Source organism: Streptomyces sp. C1-1 (assembly GCF_050214755.1).
Lineage (GTDB): Bacteria > Actinomycetota > Actinomycetes > Streptomycetales > Streptomycetaceae > Streptomyces.
In genome coordinates this window covers 9,285,627-9,302,535 of sequence record NZ_CP189826.1, presented here as the reverse complement: position 1 = coordinate 9,302,535, position 16,909 = coordinate 9,285,627, and the positions used below count along the sequence as shown (strand labels likewise).

Genomic DNA, 16,909 nt, shown 5'->3' with positions numbered 1-16,909 from the left:
ACAGAAAGGTGGGCGGTCGGCCGCCCGCACCGACCGCCCACGACGCCTGTGCCGGTCAGCCCGTCTGTACGCCCGCCGCCCGCCCGGCCGCCCGGCCCGAGAAGAGGCAGCCGCCGAGGAAGGTGCCCTCCAGGGCGTTGTAGCCGTGCACGCCGCCGCCGCCGAAGCCGGCGACCTCGCCGGCCGCGTACAGGCCGTCGATCGGGGTGCCGTCGGCGCCGAGGGCGCGGGAGTCGAGGTCGGTCTGGATGCCGCCGAGGGTCTTGCGGGTCAGGACGTGCAGCTTGACTCCGACGAGGGGGCCGGCGGCGGGGTCGAGGATGCGGTGCGGGGTGGCGACGCGGCCGAGGCGGTCGCCGATGTAGCGGCGGGCGTTGCGGATGCCCTGGATCTGGGCGTCCTTGCTGTAGGGGTTGGCGAGTTGCAGGTCGCGGGCCTCGATCTGGCGGCGCAGCTCGGCCGCGTCGAGGAGCGGCTTGTCGGTCAGCTCGTTCATCTTCGCCACCAGCTGCTCCAGGTTGGGGGCGGTCACGAAGTCGGCGCCCTTGCGCACGAATGCGTCGACCGGGCCCGGGATGCCCTTGCCGAGGCGGTTCTTGAGGACGGCCGCCCGGTCCTTGGCGGTGATGTCGGGGTTCTGCTCGGAGCCGGAGAGCGCGAACTCCTTCTCGATGATCTTCCGGGTGAGGACGAACCAGGAGTGGTCGTAGCCGGCGATGTCCTCGGTGGTCCGCAGGTGTTCGAGGGTGCTGAGGGTGTCGTAGCCCGGCAGGCACGGGTCGGGCAGCCGGCGGCCGAGCGCGTCGAACCACATCGAGGACGGGCCGGGCAGGATGCGGATGCCGTGGCCGGGCCAGATCGGGTCCCAGTTCCGTACGCCCTCGGTGTAGTGCCACATGCGGTCGCGGTTGACCAGGCGTACGCCCGCCTCGGCGCTGATGTCGAGCATGCGGCCGTCGACGTAGGCGGGGACGCCGGTCACCATCTCGGCGGGCGGGGTGCCCAGGCGCTCGGGCCAGTAGCGGCGCACGATGTCGTGGTTGGCGCCGATGCCGCCGGTGGTGACGACGACGGCCTGGGCGGTGAGTTCGAAGTCGCCGACCCTCTCGCGGTTGGAGGCGACGCCTCGGGCCGAGCGGTCCTCGGCGAGCAGCGTGCCGCGCACGCCGCGGGCGGCGCCGCCCTCGATGACGAGCTCGTCGACCTGGTGGCGGTGGTGGAAGGTGAGCAGCCCGTCGCGGGCGGCCTGCCTGGCGGAGTCCACGAAGGGCTCGACCACGCCGGTGCCGGTGCCCCAGGTGACATGGAAGCGGGGCACGGAGTTGCCGTGCCCGTCGGCACGCAGGTCGCCGCGCTCGGCCCAGCCGACCGTCGGCAGCAGTTTGATGCCGTGCCCGTCCAGCCAGGCCCTCTTCTCCCCTGCCGCCCATTCGACGTAGGCGCGCGCCCAGCGCACCGCCCAGGAGTCCTCGTCGGCCACCCGGTCGAACCGCGCGCTGCCCTGCCAGTCGCTCCAGGCCAGGTCGAAGGAGTCCTTGATGCCCAGGCGGCGCTGCTCAGGGGAGTCGACGAGGAAGAGCCCGCCGAAGGACCAGAACGCCTGGCCGCCGAGGTTGGCGGCGTTCTCCTGGTCGACCAGGGCGACGCGCCGCCCCTTGCTGGTGAGTTCGTGCGCGGCGACCAGGCCCGCGAGGCCCGCTCCGACGACGATGACGTCCGCATCCATGGCGACCGTTCCCTTTCTCAGTGGCCTCGTTGAGGGCTGCCGCTGCCGTCGGTCAGCAGGGCGGTGAGCAGTTGCTTGAGCCAGACGCGGGCATGTTCGACGTCCTTGTCCAGCAGGAGCTGGGTGGTGACCCCGTCGTAGGCGGCGACCACGGCGTGCGCCGCGCCGTCGATGTCGCCGAGCACGGCGGGCGGTTCGGCCAAGCCCCGGGTGCGGGCGAGTCGGTCGGCGATCGCGCCGCGCAGTCGGGCCCGGTGCTCCAGGAGGGTCTCGGCCACCTTCGGATCGCGGGCCGCGTGCACCAGGAAGTCCGTCTTCACCAGGAGCCAGTCGAGGTCGAGGAGCAGCACCTCGGTTACGCGGTCCACGGCGGCGGGCACGTCGAGGTCGGGGCCGTCCAGGGCGAGGGCGCCGGAGACCTGCTCGGCGATCAGGTCGGCGCGCTGCCGGTAGAGGGCGAAGAACAGCCCGTCCAGGCTGTCGAAGTTGGAGTAGAAGGCGCCCCTGCTGTAGCCGGCGGCCTCACAGACCTCCTCGATCGAGACCCGCCCGAAGCCCTTGGCGGCGAACACCTCGAACGCGGCGTCGAGCAGGTTCGCGCGGGTGCGCACCCGGCGCTTCGTCACGCGCCGCGTGGTCTCCTCGGTCACCAATGGCCCGCCTCCGTTCGATACGTGAATGTATCCGATACACAGATGTATCGAAAGGCTCGCGCGGACATTCAAGGGGAACACATTTTCGAATAAGGAGTACGCTGGACTCATGACCACGCACCTCCAGGGCTCTCTCTTCGACCAGACCGACCAGCTGCGCCTCGGCCCCCTCGACGGGATCCGCCGCACGTCGCTCGGGTTCGGCGCCTGGATCGACGTGCTGCCCGGATGGCTGTGCGGTTCGGACGCATTGTTCGAACAGCTGGCCACCGAGGTGCCCTGGCGGGCGGAGCGCCGCCAGATGTACGACCAGGTCGTGGACGTACCCCGGCTGCTGGCGTTCTACGGTGTGGACGACCCGCTGCCGCACCCGGTGCTGGACGAGGCCCGTGCGGCCCTGTGCGCGCACTACGCCGACGAGCTGGGCGAGCCGTTCACCACGGCCGGGCTGTGCTACTACCGCGACGGCCGGGACAGCGTGGCCTGGCACGGCGACCGGATCGGCCGGGGCGCGCGGGAGGACACGATGGTGGCCATCCTTTCCGTGGGAGCCCCGCGCGACCTGCTGCTGCGGCCGGTACGCGGCGGCGAGAGCGTGCGCCGGCCGTTGGGGCACGGCGATCTGATCGTGATGGGCGGCTCCTGCCAGCGGACCTGGGAGCACTGCGTGCCCAAGAGCACGCGGGCCGCGGGACCGCGGATCAGCATCCAGTTCCGCCCGCACGGCGTGCGCTGAGGCGGAGAGGCGGCCGCTTCGGGCGCACGCGGGGGCGGCCTCCGGCGGACGGTGCCGGAGGCCGCCCTTCCTCCGCCGACGACCGTGCCCGACGTTGGCGTGGACCCGACGGCTCCGGTCCCGCCCCGGTCTGCTTTGCTGATCCCGTCGGACAGCAGCGGAGGACTTGGGGCGGTCATGCGGGCAGACGTACGGCAGGTCGCCGACGGCATTCACCTGGTGCACGGCAGCAACACCAACTGGGTGATCCTCACCGAGGGCGACGAACTCACCCTGGTCGACACCGGCTATCTCGGTGACCGGGAGCAGGTCCTCGCCTCCCTCGCGGCGGTCGGCGGCTCGCCCGAGGCGGTCGCGGCGGTGCTCATCACCCACGCGCACAACGACCACCTCGGCTCGGCCGAGTACCTGCGCTGCACCTACGACACGCCCGTCTATCTGCACGAGGCCGAAGTGCCGCACGCCCGCCGGGAGTTCCTGCACCAGGTGACCGTCGGCCAGATCGCCCGCAACGGCTGGCGGCCCGGTGTGCTGCCCTGGGCGCTGCACGCCCTGCGCTCCGGCGGCATGACCGACGTCCCGGTCGCCGCTCCCGAGCCGTTCCCCGCGCCGGGCGCCCTGGACCTGCCCGGCCGGCCGGTCCCGGTGCACACACCCGGCCACACCGACGGACACGCGGTCTTCCACCTCCCGCACGCCGGCGTGGTGATCGCCGGTGACGCGATCGCCACCGCCCACCCCACCTCGCGTCTCAGCGGACCCCACCTGCTGCCCGACATGTTCCAGCACGAGCGCGCACGGGCCGTCGCCTCCCTCGACGTCATCGCCGCGCTGGACGGCGATCTGCTGTTGCCCGGTCACGGTCCGGAGCATCGCGGTCCGATCCGTGAAGCGGCACTTCAGGCCAAGGAGCGTGCACTCTAGGGTGAGGTGACGATCACGGCGAGGCGAGGACACGCGACCCATGGCACTGCAGATCAGCGCGACGAACCCGGAGCACCCCGCGCTCCTGCTGGAACTGCCGTGGCACCTGCCGCTGGAGGAGTGGCCGGAGAAGTACCTCGTCCCGCTGCCGCGCGGCATCTCCCGGCACGTGGTGCGCTACGCCCACGCCGGGGACGAGGTGATCGCCGTCAAGGAACTCGCCGAACGGCCCGCACTGCGCGAGTACGAACTTCTGCGGGACCTGGACCGGCTCGGCATCCCCTCGGTCGACCCGCTGGCCGTGGTCACCGGCCGCACCGACGCCCAGGGCGACCCGCTGGAACCGGTACTGATCACCCGTCATCTGCGCGGCTCGCAGCCGTACCGCTCGATGTTCGAGACGACCATGCGCCCGGCCACCATGCACCGCCTCATGGACGCCCTCGCCGTGCTGCTGGTCCGCCTGCACCTGGCGGGCTTCGCCTGGGGCGACTGCTCCCTGTCCAACACCCTCTTCAGGCGCGACGCGGGCGCCTACGCCGCCTACCTGGTCGACGCCGAGACCGGCGACCTGCACCCGCAGCTCAGCACCGGCCAGCGCGAGTACGACCTCGACCTCGCCCGCGTCAACATCAGCGGCGAGCTGCTGGACCTGGAGGCGTCCGGGGCGCTGCACCCCTCGGTGGACCCGGTCGAGTTCGGCATGGAGATCTGCGCCCGCTACCGCGGCCTGTGGGAGGAGCTGACCCGCACCTCCGTGTACCCGGCGGGCAAGTACCAGTACATCGAGCGCCGCATCCGCCGGCTGAACGAACTCGGCTTCGACGTCGCTGAGATGCAGATCGAGCACTCCTCGAACGGCGACACGGTCACGTTCGTGCCCAAGGTCGTCGACGCCGGCCACCACCAGCGCCAGCTGCTGCGCCTGACCGGCCTGGACACCGAGGAGAACCAGGCCCGCAGGCTGCTCAATGACCTCGAGAGCTGGATGGCCACCCAGGACGACTACGCCCCGGGCGACCCCCTCGCCGCCCGCCCCGAGGTGCTGGCCCACCGCTGGGTGCGAGACGTCTTCCGGCCCACCGTGCGCGCCGTGCCGCTCGAACTGCGCGGCTCCATGGACGCGGCGGAGATCTACCACGAGCTGCTGGAGCACCGCTGGTACCTGTCCGAGCGGGCGCAGCAGGACATCGGGCTGGACACGGCGGTCGAGGACTACATCACGAACATCCTGCCCAAGGCGCGCGAGACGCTGCAGCCCACGACCGGCGAGTGACCTCAGGCGTGCGGAACGACGGCCACCGGGCACTCCGCGTGGTGCAGCACCCCGTGCGCCACCGAGCCGATCCGGGCGCCCACGGCCGTACGGTGCGCCCGGCGCCCGACCACCATCAGCTGGGCTCGCGCCGCCACCGACAGCAGCACCTGCCCGGCGCTGCCCATCTCCACGTGCTCCACCACCGGGACGTCCGGGAAGCGCTCCCGCCACGGCCGCAGCGCCGCCGCCAGCGCCTTCTTCTCGAACGGCTCCAGTCCCCCGGCCTGGTCGAGGATCTGCATCGAACCGGGGCTGTAGGCGAACACCGGCGGCAGCGTCCAGGCCCGCACCACCCGGACGCCGGCCCCGCGGGCGGACGCCGTCTCGAAGGCGAACCGCAGCGTGTCGGCGCTGTCCTCCGGATCGCCCTGCTGGCCGACGACGATCTCCCGCCCCGCGGCCTCGGCCGACGGCTGGTCACCGGCGCGCACCAGCACCACCGGCCGGCCTGCCTCGGCGATCACCTGCTGGCCCACGGACCCGAGCAGGAAGCCGACGACCGGCCCGTGCCCGCGGGAGCCGAGGACCAGCATCTCGGCCTCGGCCCCGGCGCCGACCAGCGTGTCGACGGTGTCCCCCTCCAGGACGTCGGTGATCACCTCCAGACCCTTGTGCCGCGCCTCGACGGCCCGGGCCGCGTCGGCGACCGCGTTCTTCACCCATCCGGCCTGGGTCTCCCGGTCGCCGGCGTCGATCGCCTCGTACGGCTGGAACCGCCAGGCCTGCACCAGCCGAAGGGCGAGGTTCCGGCGGACGGCCTCCCGGGCCGCCCACTCCAGCGCGGCGAGGCTCTCCTCGGTTCCGTCGACCCCGGCGGTGATCGGACGCGTCATGCGGTTGCCTCCCAGTGTCGTGCTCACGTCGGTCGGGCCCAGTCTTCACTAGACTGTGCCCGTGATCTTGGAATGGGAACAGGTGATCGTGGACGCCGCCGATCCCGTGGCCCTCGGCCGCTGGTGGGCCGAGGCGCTGGGCTGGGTCGTGGTCGACGAGTCGCCCGACGAGTACGAGATCCGGCCGGCGAAGGACCGGTTGCCGGGACTGCTGTTCGGGCGCTCGACGGACCCGAAGACCGTCAAGAACCGTCTTCACCTGGACTTCCGTCCCGAGGACCAGGAGGCCGAGGTGGCCCGGCTGCTGGCGCTGGGCGCACGGCACGCGGACGTCGGGCAGACGGGCGACGAGCCCTGGGTGGTGCTGGCGGACCCCGAGGGCAACGAGTTCTGCGTGCTGGGGCCGAGGCGGAGCTGATCGTCCGCCGTCCGTCTCATGGCGGAGCGAAGCGGGACGATCGAACATACGATGGGCGGAAGCCGACGCGGTGACCGCTTCCCGCGACAGCGCTCGCCGGCCGTCGGTCCGATCCACTCGGGGTGGGAGAGGTATGGCACAGGCGTCCGACGCCGCACGGACCGTGATCATGACCGTGGACGACGACCCGGGAGTCTCCCGTGCCGTCGCCCGTGATCTGCGGCGCCGCTACGGCGAGTCGTATCGCATCGTACGCGCCGAGTCCGGCGAGTCCGCGCTGGACGCGCTGCGCGAGCTGAAGCTGCGCGGCGACCTGGTGGCCGTCATCCTGGCCGACTACCGGATGCCGCAGATGAACGGCATCGAGTTCCTGGAACAGGCCCTGGACGTGTACCCCGGCGCCCGCCGGGTGCTGCTGACCGCCTACGCGGACACGAACGCGGCGATCGACGCGATCAACGTCGTCGACCTGGACCACTACCTGCTCAAGCCGTGGGACCCGCCGGAGGAGAAGCTCTACCCGGTGCTGGACGACCTGCTGGAGGCCTGGCGGTGCAGTGACTTCCGGCCGGTGCCCAGCACCAAGGTGGTGGGGCACCGCTGGTCGGCGCGCTCGTCGGACGTTCGGGAGTTCCTGGCCCGCAACCAGGTGCCCTACCGCTGGTACTCCGCGGACGAGCCGGAGGGCAGGCGGCTGCTGGCGGCCGCCGGGGTGGACGGACAGCGACTGCCGCTGGTCATCACCCCCGACGGCACACCGCTGGTGGAGCCGGAGGCCCCCGAACTCGCCGCCCGGGTGGGGCTCGCGACGACCCCGGCCGCCGACTTCTACGACCTCGTCGTCATCGGTGGCGGGCCGGCCGGGCTGGGCGCCGCGGTGTACGGCGCCTCCGAAGGACTGCGGACCGTTCTGGTGGAGCGGTCGGCCACCGGTGGACAGGCCGGGCAGAGCTCCCGGATCGAGAACTACCTCGGCTTCCCCGACGGCGTGTCGGGAGCCCAGCTCACCGAGCGGGCGCGGCGCCAGGCCGCGAAGTTCGGCGCCGAGATCCTCACGGCGCGCGAGGTCACGGGACTGGAGGTCAACGGGGCCGCCCGCACGGTGCGGTTCTCCGACGGCTCCGCGGTCGCCGCGCACAGCATCATCCTCGCGACCGGCGTGTCCTACCGGCAGCTGACGGCGCCGGGCTGCGACGACCTCACCGGCTGCGGGGTGTTCTACGGCTCCGCGCTGACCGAGGCCGCCTCCTGCCAGGGCCAGGACGTGTACATCGTCGGCGGCGCCAACTCGGCCGGGCAGGCGGCGATGTACCTGTCCAGGGGCGCCAAGTCGGTGACGCTGCTGGTGCGCGGCCCGGACCTGGCGGCGTCGATGTCGTACTACCTGATCCAGCAGATCAACGAGGCGCCGAACATCTCCGTGCGCGCCCGCACGGTCGTCGAGACCGCGCACGGCACCGACCACCTCGAACAGCTCACCCTGCGCGACGTCGACACCGGCGAGACCGAACTCGTCGACGCGCAGTGGATGTTCGTGTTCATCGGCGCGGCCCCCCTGACCGACTGGCTGGACGGCACGGTCCTGCGTGACGAGCACGGGTTCATCCTGGCCGGACCCGACCTCACCGCGGACGGGCGGCCGCCCGCGGAATGGGAGCTGGACCGGCCGCCTTATCACCTTGAGACCAACATTCCCGGCGTCTTCGTGGCGGGCGACGCGCGCGCCGAGTCCGCGAAGCGCGTCGCGTCCGCCGTCGGAGAGGGAGCCATGGCCGTGATGCTCGTCCACCGGTACCTGGAGCAGTCGTGAGCGGGCGGGCGCTGCCCTGCAGCCCGCAGGAGATCGGGTCGCTGTTCCTGTTCGAGAAGCTGTCCGCCGAGCAGCTCGGGCAGCTGTGCAGCGCCGGCCGGGTGGAGAAGTTCGAACCCGGGCCCGTCTACACCGAGGGTGACCCCGCCACCTGCTTCTACGTGATGATCGAGGGCACCGTCGTGCTGTCCCGGCGGGTCGGCGGCGACGACGTGGAGGTCACCCGGACCTCCCAGCGCGGCGCCTACGCGGGCGCCATGCAGGCCTACCTCGGCGACCGGGTCCGGCAGGTCTACCACAACTCCATGAGGGTGACGCAGCCCTCGCGGTTCTTCGTGCTGCCCGCCGAGAAGTTCGCGGACTTCATGGAAGAGAACTTCCCGATGGCGGTCCATCTGCTGGAGGGACTGTTCTGGGGCTCGAAGAACACCCAGCGGGCCGTCGGCCAGCGCGAACGGCTGCTGGCGCTCGGCTCGTTGTCGGCCGGTCTCACGCACGAGCTCAACAACCCCGCGGCCGCGGCGGTCCGGGCCACGGCGACACTGCGCGAGCGGGTCGGCAAGATGCGGCACAAGCTCGCCGTGATCTCGCAGAGCTCCTTCACGCCCGAGGACATGGCGAACCTGATCGACATCCAGGAGCGCACCGCCGAACGCGTCGCCAAGGCACCGGTGCTCAGCCCGCTGGAGGCCTCCGACCGGGAGGACGCCCTCGCCGACTGGCTCGACGACCACGGCATCCAGGAGGGCTGGCGCATCGCCCCCACCTTCGTCCAGGCCGGGCTCGACGTGGACTGGCTGGAGCAGGTCGCGGCGGCCGTCAACGAGGAGATCCTGCCGAACGCGATCGGCTGGCTCAACTACACCGTCGAGACCGAGCTGTTGATGGACGAGATCAACGACTCCACCACCCGCATCTCGCACCTCGTCGACGCCGCCAAGCAGTACTCGCAGCTGGACCGGGCGCCCTACCAGGTCGCCGACGTCCACGAACTCCTCGACAGCACACTGCTGATGCTGTCCGGGAAGACCGGTGAGCGGATCAAGGTCGTCAAGGAGTACGACCGGACGCTGCCGAAGATCCCGGCGTACCCGGCGGAGCTCAACCAGGTGTGGACCAACCTGATCGACAACGCCGTCTCCGCCATCAACAGCACCGGCGGGGACGGCACGTTGACCGTACGGACGGCACTGGAGAACGACCGTCTGCTGGTGGAGTTCAAGGACACCGGACCGGGTGTGCCACGGGAGATCCGCGACCGTATCTTCGACCCGTTCTTCACCACCAAGCCGGTCGGCGAGGGCACCGGTCTGGGGCTGGACATCTCCTGGCGGATCGTCGTGAACAAACACCACGGCACACTCCAGGTCGAGTCCGAACCCGGCGACACCCGTTTCCAGGTCCTGCTTCCGTTGACGGCCACGGCCGACGAGACACCCGAGGAGAGCGCATGAGCAGCGGGGACGGTATCGATCCCGGCGTCCCGCCGAGCGGCACCGGCTGCGTCGAGTGCGAGGAGGCGGGCGGCTGGTGGTTCCACCTGCGGCGCTGCGCGCAGTGCGGGCACATCGGATGCTGCGACGACTCGCCGGCCAAGCACGCCACCGCGCACTTCCGGGAGACCGGACACCCGGTGATCCGCAGTTTCGAGCCGGGCGAGGAGTGGTTCTGGGACTTCGAGAGCTCGCAGCTGTACGAGTCGGGGCCCGAGCTGGCGCCGCCGGCGAGTCATCCGGCGGAGCAGCCCGCGCCGGGACCCGCGGGGCGGGTGCCGGAGGACTGGGCGCGGGTTCTGCGCGGCTGAGCGACCGCGGACTCGGGGGGTTCTTCATGACGGCGTGTGCGGGTGGTCCGTGGCCCGTCGCGCCGTCGTCCGCGCCCTTCGGGTCGGCACACCCGCTGTCAGTGGTGGGTGCCAGGATGGGCGTGTGACTGAAACCGGCTTCGCCACTCCGCTGATCGGGCGCGACGAGGATCTCGCCCGGCTCGACGACGTACTGGAGCGTGCCCGGCGGGGCGAGGCGGGAGCCGTGCTCGTGGCCGGGGACGCCGGGGTGGGCAAGACCCGGCTGCTGGACGAGGTCGCCCGGCGGGCCGCGGGTGCCGGCACGACGGTACTGACCGGGCACTGCGTCGACCTCGGTGACGTCGGCCTGCCCTATCTGCCGTTCACCGAGGTTCTCGGGATGCTCGCCGCCGACGAGCGGTTCGCGTCGGTGCTGGCGGCGCATCCCGTGGTGGACCGGCTCCTCGGCTCGGGCTCGGAGGCGGTGCGGGACGCCGGCGGGCGGCTGCGGCTGTTCGAGGGCATGGCGCAGCTGCTGGCCGACCTCGCCGATCGCGCGCCCGTGCTGCTGGTCCTGGAGGATCTGCACTGGGCGGACCAGTCGTCCCGCGACCTGCTGCGCTTCCTGCTCAGCCGGGGCGTGCTGCAGCGCCCGGCGGGCGGCGCCCCCGCCCACCGGCTCGCCGTCCTCGCCTCGTACCGCTCGGACGACCTGCACCGCCGTCACCCGCTGCGTCCCCTTCTGGCCGAGCTGGTACGGCTGCCGGCCGTGGAGCGGCTCGAACTGCGGCCCCTGGCCGACGCCGAGGTCACCCGCCTGGTGCGGGCGCTGCGGACCAGTCCGCTGCCGGAGGTCACGGTTCGCCGTATCGTCGAGCGGGCCGAGGGCAACGCCTTCTACGCGGAGGAACTGGTCGCCGCCACCGGTTCGGAGGCCGGCGGGGTGCCGAGCGGCCTGGCCGACGTGCTGCTCATCCGCGTCGAGCAGCTGTCCGACACCGCCCAGCAGGTGTTGCGCACGGCCGCCGTCGCCGGCCGCCGCGTCGAGCACGATCTGCTGCGGGCCGCCGTCGGGCTGCCCGAGGACGAACTGGAGTCGGCGCTGCGCGAGGCCGCCGGACATCAGCTCCTCGTCCCCGGGGACCGGGACACCTACGCCTTCCGGCACGCGCTGGCACGGGAGGCCGTCTACGCGGACCTGCTGCCGGGGGAACGGGCGCGGCTGCACGGCGCGTTCGCCCGCCTGCTCGCGGGGCGCGGCCGCTCGGGAGAGACCGCGGCCGAGCGTGCCCACCACTACCGTGAGAGCCACGATCTGGCCGAGGCGCTGGCCGCCTCGCTGGAGGCCGCCGACCACGCCCAGCGGGTTGGCGCGCCCGCCGAGGAGCTGCGGCACCTCGAAACGGCGCTCGACCTGTGGGCGTCGGTGGACGCGGCGGCACGGCCCTCCGGCGAGGGCGTCGACCGGGTGACGCTCACCCTGCGGGCCTCGGCGGCCGCCGCGCACGCCGGTGAGACGCACCGGGCCGTGTCCCTCACCCGGGCCGCCCTCGCCGGAATCGGCGCTGACGCGGACGCCGAGCTCGCCGCCCGGGTCCGCTACACCCTGGCCGGCAACCTGATGAGCGTCGACAGTCTGACGGCCGCCTTCGCCTACAGCAGTGAGGCCCTGTCGCTGATCCCCGCCGAGCCGCCGAGCCGCACCTGGGTGTGGGCCGCCGCCACGCACGTCATCGCCGCACGCCACATCGGCGAGAACGAGGTCGCGCTGCGGGTGGCACGGCATGCGCTGGGCGTCGCCGAGGAGCTGCGGGTGAAGGACGCGCAGGCCGACCTCCTCGTCTCCCTGGCCGTCCTGGGCCCCGGCGGTCGTGCCGGGGCCGCGGGTCGGGCCCGGCTGGCGGAGGCCCGGGAGCTGGCCCGCGGCGCGGGCAACGCGCCGGTGGAGCTGCGAGCCCTGTTCAACCTCGCCATCGGCTGCTTCGAGTCCGGTGACCTCGAGGGGTGTCTGCGCTGGGTGACCGAGGGCCTGGAGCGCGCCCGGCGGGCCGGACTGCTGTCGTCGCCCTATCCGCTGGAGATGCGGTACCTGCATCTGGTGGTGCTGTACACGCTGGGCCACTGGGACGAGTGCCTGCGGGCCGCGGCCGCCGACGCGGCGGTCCTCCCGGCGGCGGGCGGGTACGCGATGGCCCCGGCCCTGTACGTGGCGGTGGCGCGCGGTGATCTGGAGGCCGCCGAGCGGGCGCGGTCCCTGCTGGAGGGCCCGTTCGACTGGATGGCCGCGTTGGTCGCCGGGATCGCGCTGACCGAGGTGGCCGTGCTGCGCGGCGATCCGCGGGCGGCCGTGGAGCGGGTGCGGGCCACGGTCGAGGCGCTGACCGACGAGTCGGGCACGCGCCCCGACGTGACCGTCCGGCTGGCGGCGCTCGCCCTGTCGGCGGTGGCCGACGCCGCCGTGGAGCTGCGGTCGGCAGGCGGCGAGTCCCACCAGTGGCGGGAGACCGCCGACGAGCTGGTCACGCTGGCCCGCGAGGTGGCCCGGCGCGACGAGGACGACCCGCCGCAGGGCCCCGAGGGCCTGGCCTGGCTGGCCCGCGCGGAGGCGGAGTGGACGCGGGCGGTGTCCGGGCCGGACGCGACAGCCTGGGAGAAGGCGGTCGCCGCGTTCGACTACGGGGACGTGTACGAGCGGCTGCGCTGCCAGGTGCGGTACGCGGAGGCACTGTTGGGGGCCGACCAGCGACAGGAGGCCGCCGAGCAGGCCCGTGCCGCGCGGGCGGTGGCCGAGCGGCTCGGCGCGGCTCCCCTGCTGGAGCGTCTGGACGGGCTGATACGCCGCGGCCGGCTCGCCGCCGCCCCGGCGCACGGGGAGCGCAGTTCGCCGCTCACGGCCCGCGAGCAGGACGTACTGCGGCTCCTGGCCCGCGGCCGCAGCAACCGGCAGATCGGCGAGGAGCTGTTCATCACCGGCAAGACGGCGAGCGTGCACGTCTCCAACATCCTGGCCAAGCTCGGCGCGGCGAGCCGTACGGAGGCGGTGGCGATCGCCTACCGGCAGGGTCTCGTCGCGCCCGAGCACCAGGCGTCCGGCTGAGCCGCGATCCTCACCTGCGTCCGGCGCAGTCGAGGCGCGAGAGGTCGACGGCGTCGGCCATCGCCTGCATGCCCTTGTCGTTGGGGTGGATGTGGTCGCCGCCGTCGAAGAAGGGCAGCATCCGTTCGGGGTCGTAGGGGCTGCGCAGGATGTGGTCGAAGTCGGTGACGGCGTCGAAGTCCCCGCTCCCGCGGAGGTAGGTGTTGACCTCCTGTCGTACTGCCTCCGCCGCCGGGTCCCACTCGGACCAGCCCTTGAACGGGGCGACGGTGGCGGCGACGACGCACTTGCCCGCCGCGTGGACCCGGTCGGCGATCTCGCGGTAACCGGCGATCAGGTCCTGGGCGGTGACCCCGGTGTGGGCCTTGATGTCGTTGACGCCCTCGAAGAGGAAGACGGTGCGCACGCCCGGCTGGGAGAGGACGTCGCGCCGCAGACGGTTCAGGGCGCTCTGGCCGGCGCCGTCGGCGAGGACCTTGTTGCCGGAGATCCCCTCGTTCGCCACGCCCTTGACCCGGGTGTGGGCGGTGCGCAGGCGGCGGGCGAGGTAGTCGGGCCAGCGGCGGTCGAGGTCGGTGGTGGACTGCCAGCCGTCGGTGATGGAGTCGCCGAGGGCGACGACGGCCGCGGTGCCGGTGGGCGGGCGCACGGAGACGGCGTCGAGGTAGGTCCAGGAGCCGGTCGTCTCCGTCCAGGAGCCGGCGCTCTCCTCGGCGGTGTGGTCGCCCTGGGTGGCGTAGGAGGTCTGCATGGCCATCCAGTGGCCGGTCGCCGGGCCCGCGGCGTCCGGCGTGTGGATGCTGACCACCAGGTCGGTCGCGGCCGGGAGCCGGCCCGGCAGCGGGTCGCTGAGCGCGACGCCGCCGGCGGGGACCACGACGGAGCGTGCGCCGGAGAAGGTCAGGGGGCGGTTGCTGCCGTGGACGAGTTCGGCGCCGTCGCGGCGCAGGCCGGCGTAGACGCTGTCGAAGGTCACGGGCCGGTCTCCGAAGGCGTTGGAGAGCCGGATGCGCAGATCGCCGCCGCCGACGCTGGTGTGGACGACCAGCCGGTAGCTGCGGTCGGCGACGGCGTCGCCCATCCGGTCGGCGCTCGCGCCCCAGGTGACCACGTCGCGCCGGTCGGGGGCGCCGGTGACGGTGAACGGGTGCCGCACGTCGGACGCGTGCACCGGTGCCGCCTGTACCGCGCCGGCCAGCACCAGCAGGGCGGCCAGCCGGGCGGCTCGCGCGAATCGGCCCCTCACCGCACGAAGTCCTTTCCCTTGAGGATCATGGATGCGCCGGGTTCCACGATCACGGTCCGGGATGCGCCGCGGTAGGCCACCGTCGTGCTGCGGCCGCCCACACTGCGGATCCGCACCTCGTCCGGCCTGCCGTCCGTCCAGCGTAGGTCGACGACGAATCCGCCGCGCGCCGGAGCCCCGGTGAGGGAGCCGGAGGCGGCCCAGGCGTCGGGCAGGGCCGGGAGGAGTTCCAGGTGGCCGGGACGGGAGTAGAGGAGCATCTCGGTCACGGCGGCGGGGGTGCCGAAGTTGGCGTCGATCTGGAAGATGCCGTCGCCCGGGCCGAGTTCGTAGATGTCGAAGAGGTTGGGGGCGGTGCCGTTGCCGCCGCCGGCCGACGGGCGGAGGTTGTTGACGAGGAGCTGGTAGGCGTTGTCGGCGTTCTTCAGGCGGGCCCAGCACAGGCCGCGCCAGGCGTTGGCCCAGCCGAAGCTGTTCATGCCGCGCGCGGTGAGCAGTGCGGTGGCGCCGGCCACGATGTCGGCCGGGGTGGAGCCGTCGGGGCGGATGCGGTCGCCGGGGAACAGGCCGACGAGCGGGGAGAGATGACGGTGGGTGGTCTCCCCGAGGTTGTCGGGGGACATCCACTCCTCCAGCCAGCCGGTCTTGGGGCTGACCTGGGGCAGGTAGAGGCGCTTGCGCAGGCCGGCGACGGTCTGCGCGTAGCCTCCGTCGCGCTTCAACGCGGCAGCTGCCACGCAGTAGTTGCCGAACAGGGCGTGGACGAGCTCCTGGGCGTAGGTGATGCCCTTGGCGTCCAGGGGGCCCTGTTCGGGCGACCAGTCGCTGTCGGCTATGAGCACCTCCCGGGACGTCCCGGGCAGGGTCGTGGTCAGCAGCCGCGCCTCCCAGAACTCGCAGGCGCCCTTGAGGAGCGGGTAGATCTTTTCCAGGTGGGAGCGGGAGAGGGTGTACTCGTAGTGCTCCCAGAGGGTGTTGCACAGCCAGGCGTTCCCGGCGGGGTGCCACCACCAGCCGCCTCCGCCGTAGGGGTTGGTGGAGATGGCGACGGTCCAGCCGGCGTTCTTGCCGGTGGAGTTGCGGTAGCGGTTGCGCGGGTCGTTGAACAGGCGGTGGGTCAGGTCGGTCCAGGACGGCAGCTGGGCGACGCAGTAGTCGGTGAACGCCTCGAAGCAGCGGGACAGGCCGACGCGGTCGGCCATCCAGTAGTTCATCTGGATGTTGATGTCGGTGTGGTAGTCGCCCATCCACGCCGGGTCGTTGCCGTCGAGCCACAGGCCCTGCAGGCCCATGGGCAGGCTGCCGCGCGATCCGGAGATCATCAGGTAGCGGCCGAAGTGCACGTAGGCGGCCTCGAGTTCGGGGTCGGGCTCGCCGTCGCGGGCGCGGGCCCGGATACGTTCCCAGGTGTCCAGGGAGCGCTGCTCGGGGGTCGAGGTGCCCAGGGTGAGACCGAACGCGCCGGATGCCGCGCGGTAGTCGGCGACATGGGTGCGCAGCAGGGTGTCGGCGGAGTGGGCGGCGGCGTCTCGGACCTTCGTGCGGGCGAGACGGCGGGGGTCGAGGGAGGGGTGGCGGTATCCCTTGGCCGCGTCGGGCGCGTAGTCGGTGCCGCCGCTCACCACGACCGTGAGGTCCTTGCAGCCGGCGAAGGAGATGTGCCCGCCGTCCACGATGACGCGGCCGGTGGTGCTTCGGGCGGTGACGGCGGCCCCGTACTTCAGGCCGTTGGGGAAAGCCGCTCCGAAGGAGACCGCAGCGTCCTCGCCGTGCGTGCCGGCCAGCGTGACGGTGCCGGTGTAGCGCCCTCCCCCGCTCTGGGTGAAGTGCAGGACGACGACGTCGTCGGGGCGGCTGGCGAATATCTGCCGCCGGTAGGTGACGCCCGAGCGGACGTACGTCGTGGTCACCACTCCCCGTGCGAGGTCGAGGGTGCGGCGGTAGCCGGAGACGGCGCCGAGGTCGTGGTCGGGGATGTCGACGGTGAGCCTGGCGAGCAGGGTGAGGGAGCCGAAGTCGTCGCGTCCGTAGGGGAACTGGCCGTCGGAGTCGAGGGTGTCGTTGAGGCCCCCGGTCCACATCGTGGCGTCGGTGAGGAGGAGGAGTTCGTGGCCGGGGTCGTTGCTCGCGAGGGCGCCGAGGCGGCCGTTGCCGACCGGGAGCCCTTGTTCGATCATGGAGTTGTCGTCGGCGGGTGCCTGCCACCACAGTTCGTGGCGGGGGTCGGCGCCCTGGACGGTCTCGGCGGTGGCGGGCCGCTGGGGTGCGGCCGACGCGGTGAAGGCGGGCAGGGTGGCGAGGGCGGCGCCGGTCGCGGTGGCGAGGGCGAGCACGTCGCGTCTGGGCAGCGGGGTGTTCATGG

13 protein-coding genes are annotated in these 16,909 nt (G+C 72.6%); 8 read left to right on the top strand and 5 right to left on the bottom strand.

Translation table 11 applies throughout. The features are described 5' to 3' along the window. Window positions 1–55: 55 nt before the first annotated feature. Together ACQF4J_RS42310 and ACQF4J_RS42305 are read right to left on the bottom strand one after the other, a co-directional pair. The gene (locus tag ACQF4J_RS42310; protein WP_427168178.1) at window positions 56–1,726 is read right to left on the bottom strand and encodes an FAD-binding dehydrogenase; all 1,671 of its coding nucleotides are present in this window, start codon (window positions 1,724–1,726) and stop codon (window positions 56–58) included. A gap of 17 nt (window positions 1,727–1,743) precedes the next feature. Continuing rightward, complete coding sequence (locus ACQF4J_RS42305) at window positions 1,744–2,379, bottom strand: TetR/AcrR family transcriptional regulator (protein WP_351579637.1); 636 nt, start codon at window positions 2,377–2,379, stop codon at window positions 1,744–1,746. Window positions 2,380–2,488: 109 nt separating this feature from the next. Here ACQF4J_RS42305 and ACQF4J_RS42300 point away from each other — a divergent pair, with 109 nt between their 5' ends. The 3 genes from ACQF4J_RS42300 (at window position 2,489) to ACQF4J_RS42290 (ending at window position 5,315) form a co-directional block, all read left to right on the top strand. Then, a complete protein-coding gene (locus ACQF4J_RS42300; RefSeq protein WP_351579640.1) occupies window positions 2,489–3,115 on the top strand; it encodes an alpha-ketoglutarate-dependent dioxygenase AlkB in 627 nt (208 codons plus the stop codon). A gap of 177 nt (window positions 3,116–3,292) precedes the next feature. After that, window positions 3,293–4,039 (top strand): MBL fold metallo-hydrolase, encoded by a 747-nt coding sequence (locus tag ACQF4J_RS42295; protein ID WP_351579642.1) that lies wholly within the window; start codon window positions 3,293–3,295, stop codon window positions 4,037–4,039. A gap of 40 nt (window positions 4,040–4,079) precedes the next feature. Next, a complete protein-coding gene (locus tag ACQF4J_RS42290; protein WP_351579645.1) occupies window positions 4,080–5,315 on the top strand; it encodes a DUF4032 domain-containing protein in 1,236 nt (411 codons plus the stop codon). A gap of 2 nt (window positions 5,316–5,317) precedes the next feature. Here ACQF4J_RS42290 and ACQF4J_RS42285 read toward each other — a convergent pair whose 3' ends face one another. Next, window positions 5,318–6,190, bottom strand: coding sequence for a universal stress protein (locus ACQF4J_RS42285; RefSeq protein ID WP_427168177.1), 873 nt, complete (start codon window positions 6,188–6,190; stop codon window positions 5,318–5,320). 61 nt (window positions 6,191–6,251) lie between these two features. Between ACQF4J_RS42285 and ACQF4J_RS42280 the strand changes: the two genes are divergently transcribed. The 5 genes from ACQF4J_RS42280 (at window position 6,252) to ACQF4J_RS42260 (ending at window position 13,301) form a co-directional block, all read left to right on the top strand. Further along, a complete protein-coding gene (locus ACQF4J_RS42280) occupies window positions 6,252–6,608 on the top strand; it encodes a VOC family protein (RefSeq protein ID WP_351579656.1) in 357 nt (118 codons plus the stop codon). Between the two features lie 133 nt (window positions 6,609–6,741). Continuing rightward, window positions 6,742–8,418, top strand: coding sequence for an FAD-dependent oxidoreductase (locus tag ACQF4J_RS42275; protein ID WP_351579659.1), 1,677 nt, complete (start codon window positions 6,742–6,744; stop codon window positions 8,416–8,418). Then, window positions 8,415–9,872 (top strand): ATP-binding protein, encoded by a 1,458-nt coding sequence (locus ACQF4J_RS42270; protein WP_427168176.1) that lies wholly within the window; start codon window positions 8,415–8,417, stop codon window positions 9,870–9,872. The genes ACQF4J_RS42275 and ACQF4J_RS42270 overlap by 4 nt, the downstream gene beginning before the upstream one ends. Continuing rightward, window positions 9,869–10,222: a UBP-type zinc finger domain-containing protein gene (locus tag ACQF4J_RS42265; protein ID WP_351579665.1), complete on the top strand. Its 354-nt coding sequence runs from the start codon at window positions 9,869–9,871 to the stop codon at window positions 10,220–10,222. Before ACQF4J_RS42270 ends, ACQF4J_RS42265 begins: the two co-directional genes overlap by 4 nt. 124 nt (window positions 10,223–10,346) lie before the next feature. Beyond that, window positions 10,347–13,301: a helix-turn-helix transcriptional regulator gene (locus tag ACQF4J_RS42260; RefSeq protein ID WP_427168175.1), complete on the top strand. Its 2,955-nt coding sequence runs from the start codon at window positions 10,347–10,349 to the stop codon at window positions 13,299–13,301. Between the two features lie 10 nt (window positions 13,302–13,311). On the opposite strand, the gene ACQF4J_RS42255 is transcribed toward ACQF4J_RS42260, so the two are convergent. Together ACQF4J_RS42255 and ACQF4J_RS42250 are read right to left on the bottom strand one after the other, a co-directional pair. Beyond that, complete coding sequence (locus tag ACQF4J_RS42255) at window positions 13,312–14,547, bottom strand: SGNH/GDSL hydrolase family protein (RefSeq protein ID WP_351805556.1); 1,236 nt, start codon at window positions 14,545–14,547, stop codon at window positions 13,312–13,314. Then, complete coding sequence (locus tag ACQF4J_RS42250; protein ID WP_427168174.1) at window positions 14,544–16,907, bottom strand: glycosyl hydrolase family 95 catalytic domain-containing protein; 2,364 nt, start codon at window positions 16,905–16,907, stop codon at window positions 14,544–14,546. The genes ACQF4J_RS42255 and ACQF4J_RS42250 overlap by 4 nt, the downstream gene beginning before the upstream one ends. Window positions 16,908–16,909 lie beyond the last annotated feature (2 nt).

What these genes read in the sequence shown, in the direction of transcription:
- ACQF4J_RS42295 (WP_351579642.1), top strand. Translation starts at nt 3,293, where the DNA reads ATGCGGGCAGACGTACGGCAGGTCGCCGACGGCATTCACCTGGTGCAC.
- ACQF4J_RS42300 (WP_351579640.1), top strand. Translation starts at nt 2,489, where the DNA reads ATGACCACGCACCTCCAGGGCTCTCTCTTCGACCAGACCGACCAGCTG.
- ACQF4J_RS42275 (WP_351579659.1), top strand. Translation starts at nt 6,742, where the DNA reads ATGGCACAGGCGTCCGACGCCGCACGGACCGTGATCATGACCGTGGAC.
- ACQF4J_RS42290 (WP_351579645.1), top strand. Translation starts at nt 4,080, where the DNA reads ATGGCACTGCAGATCAGCGCGACGAACCCGGAGCACCCCGCGCTCCTG.
- ACQF4J_RS42265 (WP_351579665.1), top strand. Translation starts at nt 9,869, where the DNA reads ATGAGCAGCGGGGACGGTATCGATCCCGGCGTCCCGCCGAGCGGCACC.
- ACQF4J_RS42310 (WP_427168178.1), bottom strand. Translation starts at nt 1,726, where the DNA reads ATGGATGCGGACGTCATCGTCGTCGGAGCGGGCCTCGCGGGCCTGGTC.
- ACQF4J_RS42250 (WP_427168174.1), bottom strand. Translation starts at nt 16,907, where the DNA reads ATGAACACCCCGCTGCCCAGACGCGACGTGCTCGCCCTCGCCACCGCG.
- ACQF4J_RS42285 (WP_427168177.1), bottom strand. Translation starts at nt 6,190, where the DNA reads ATGACGCGTCCGATCACCGCCGGGGTCGACGGAACCGAGGAGAGCCTC.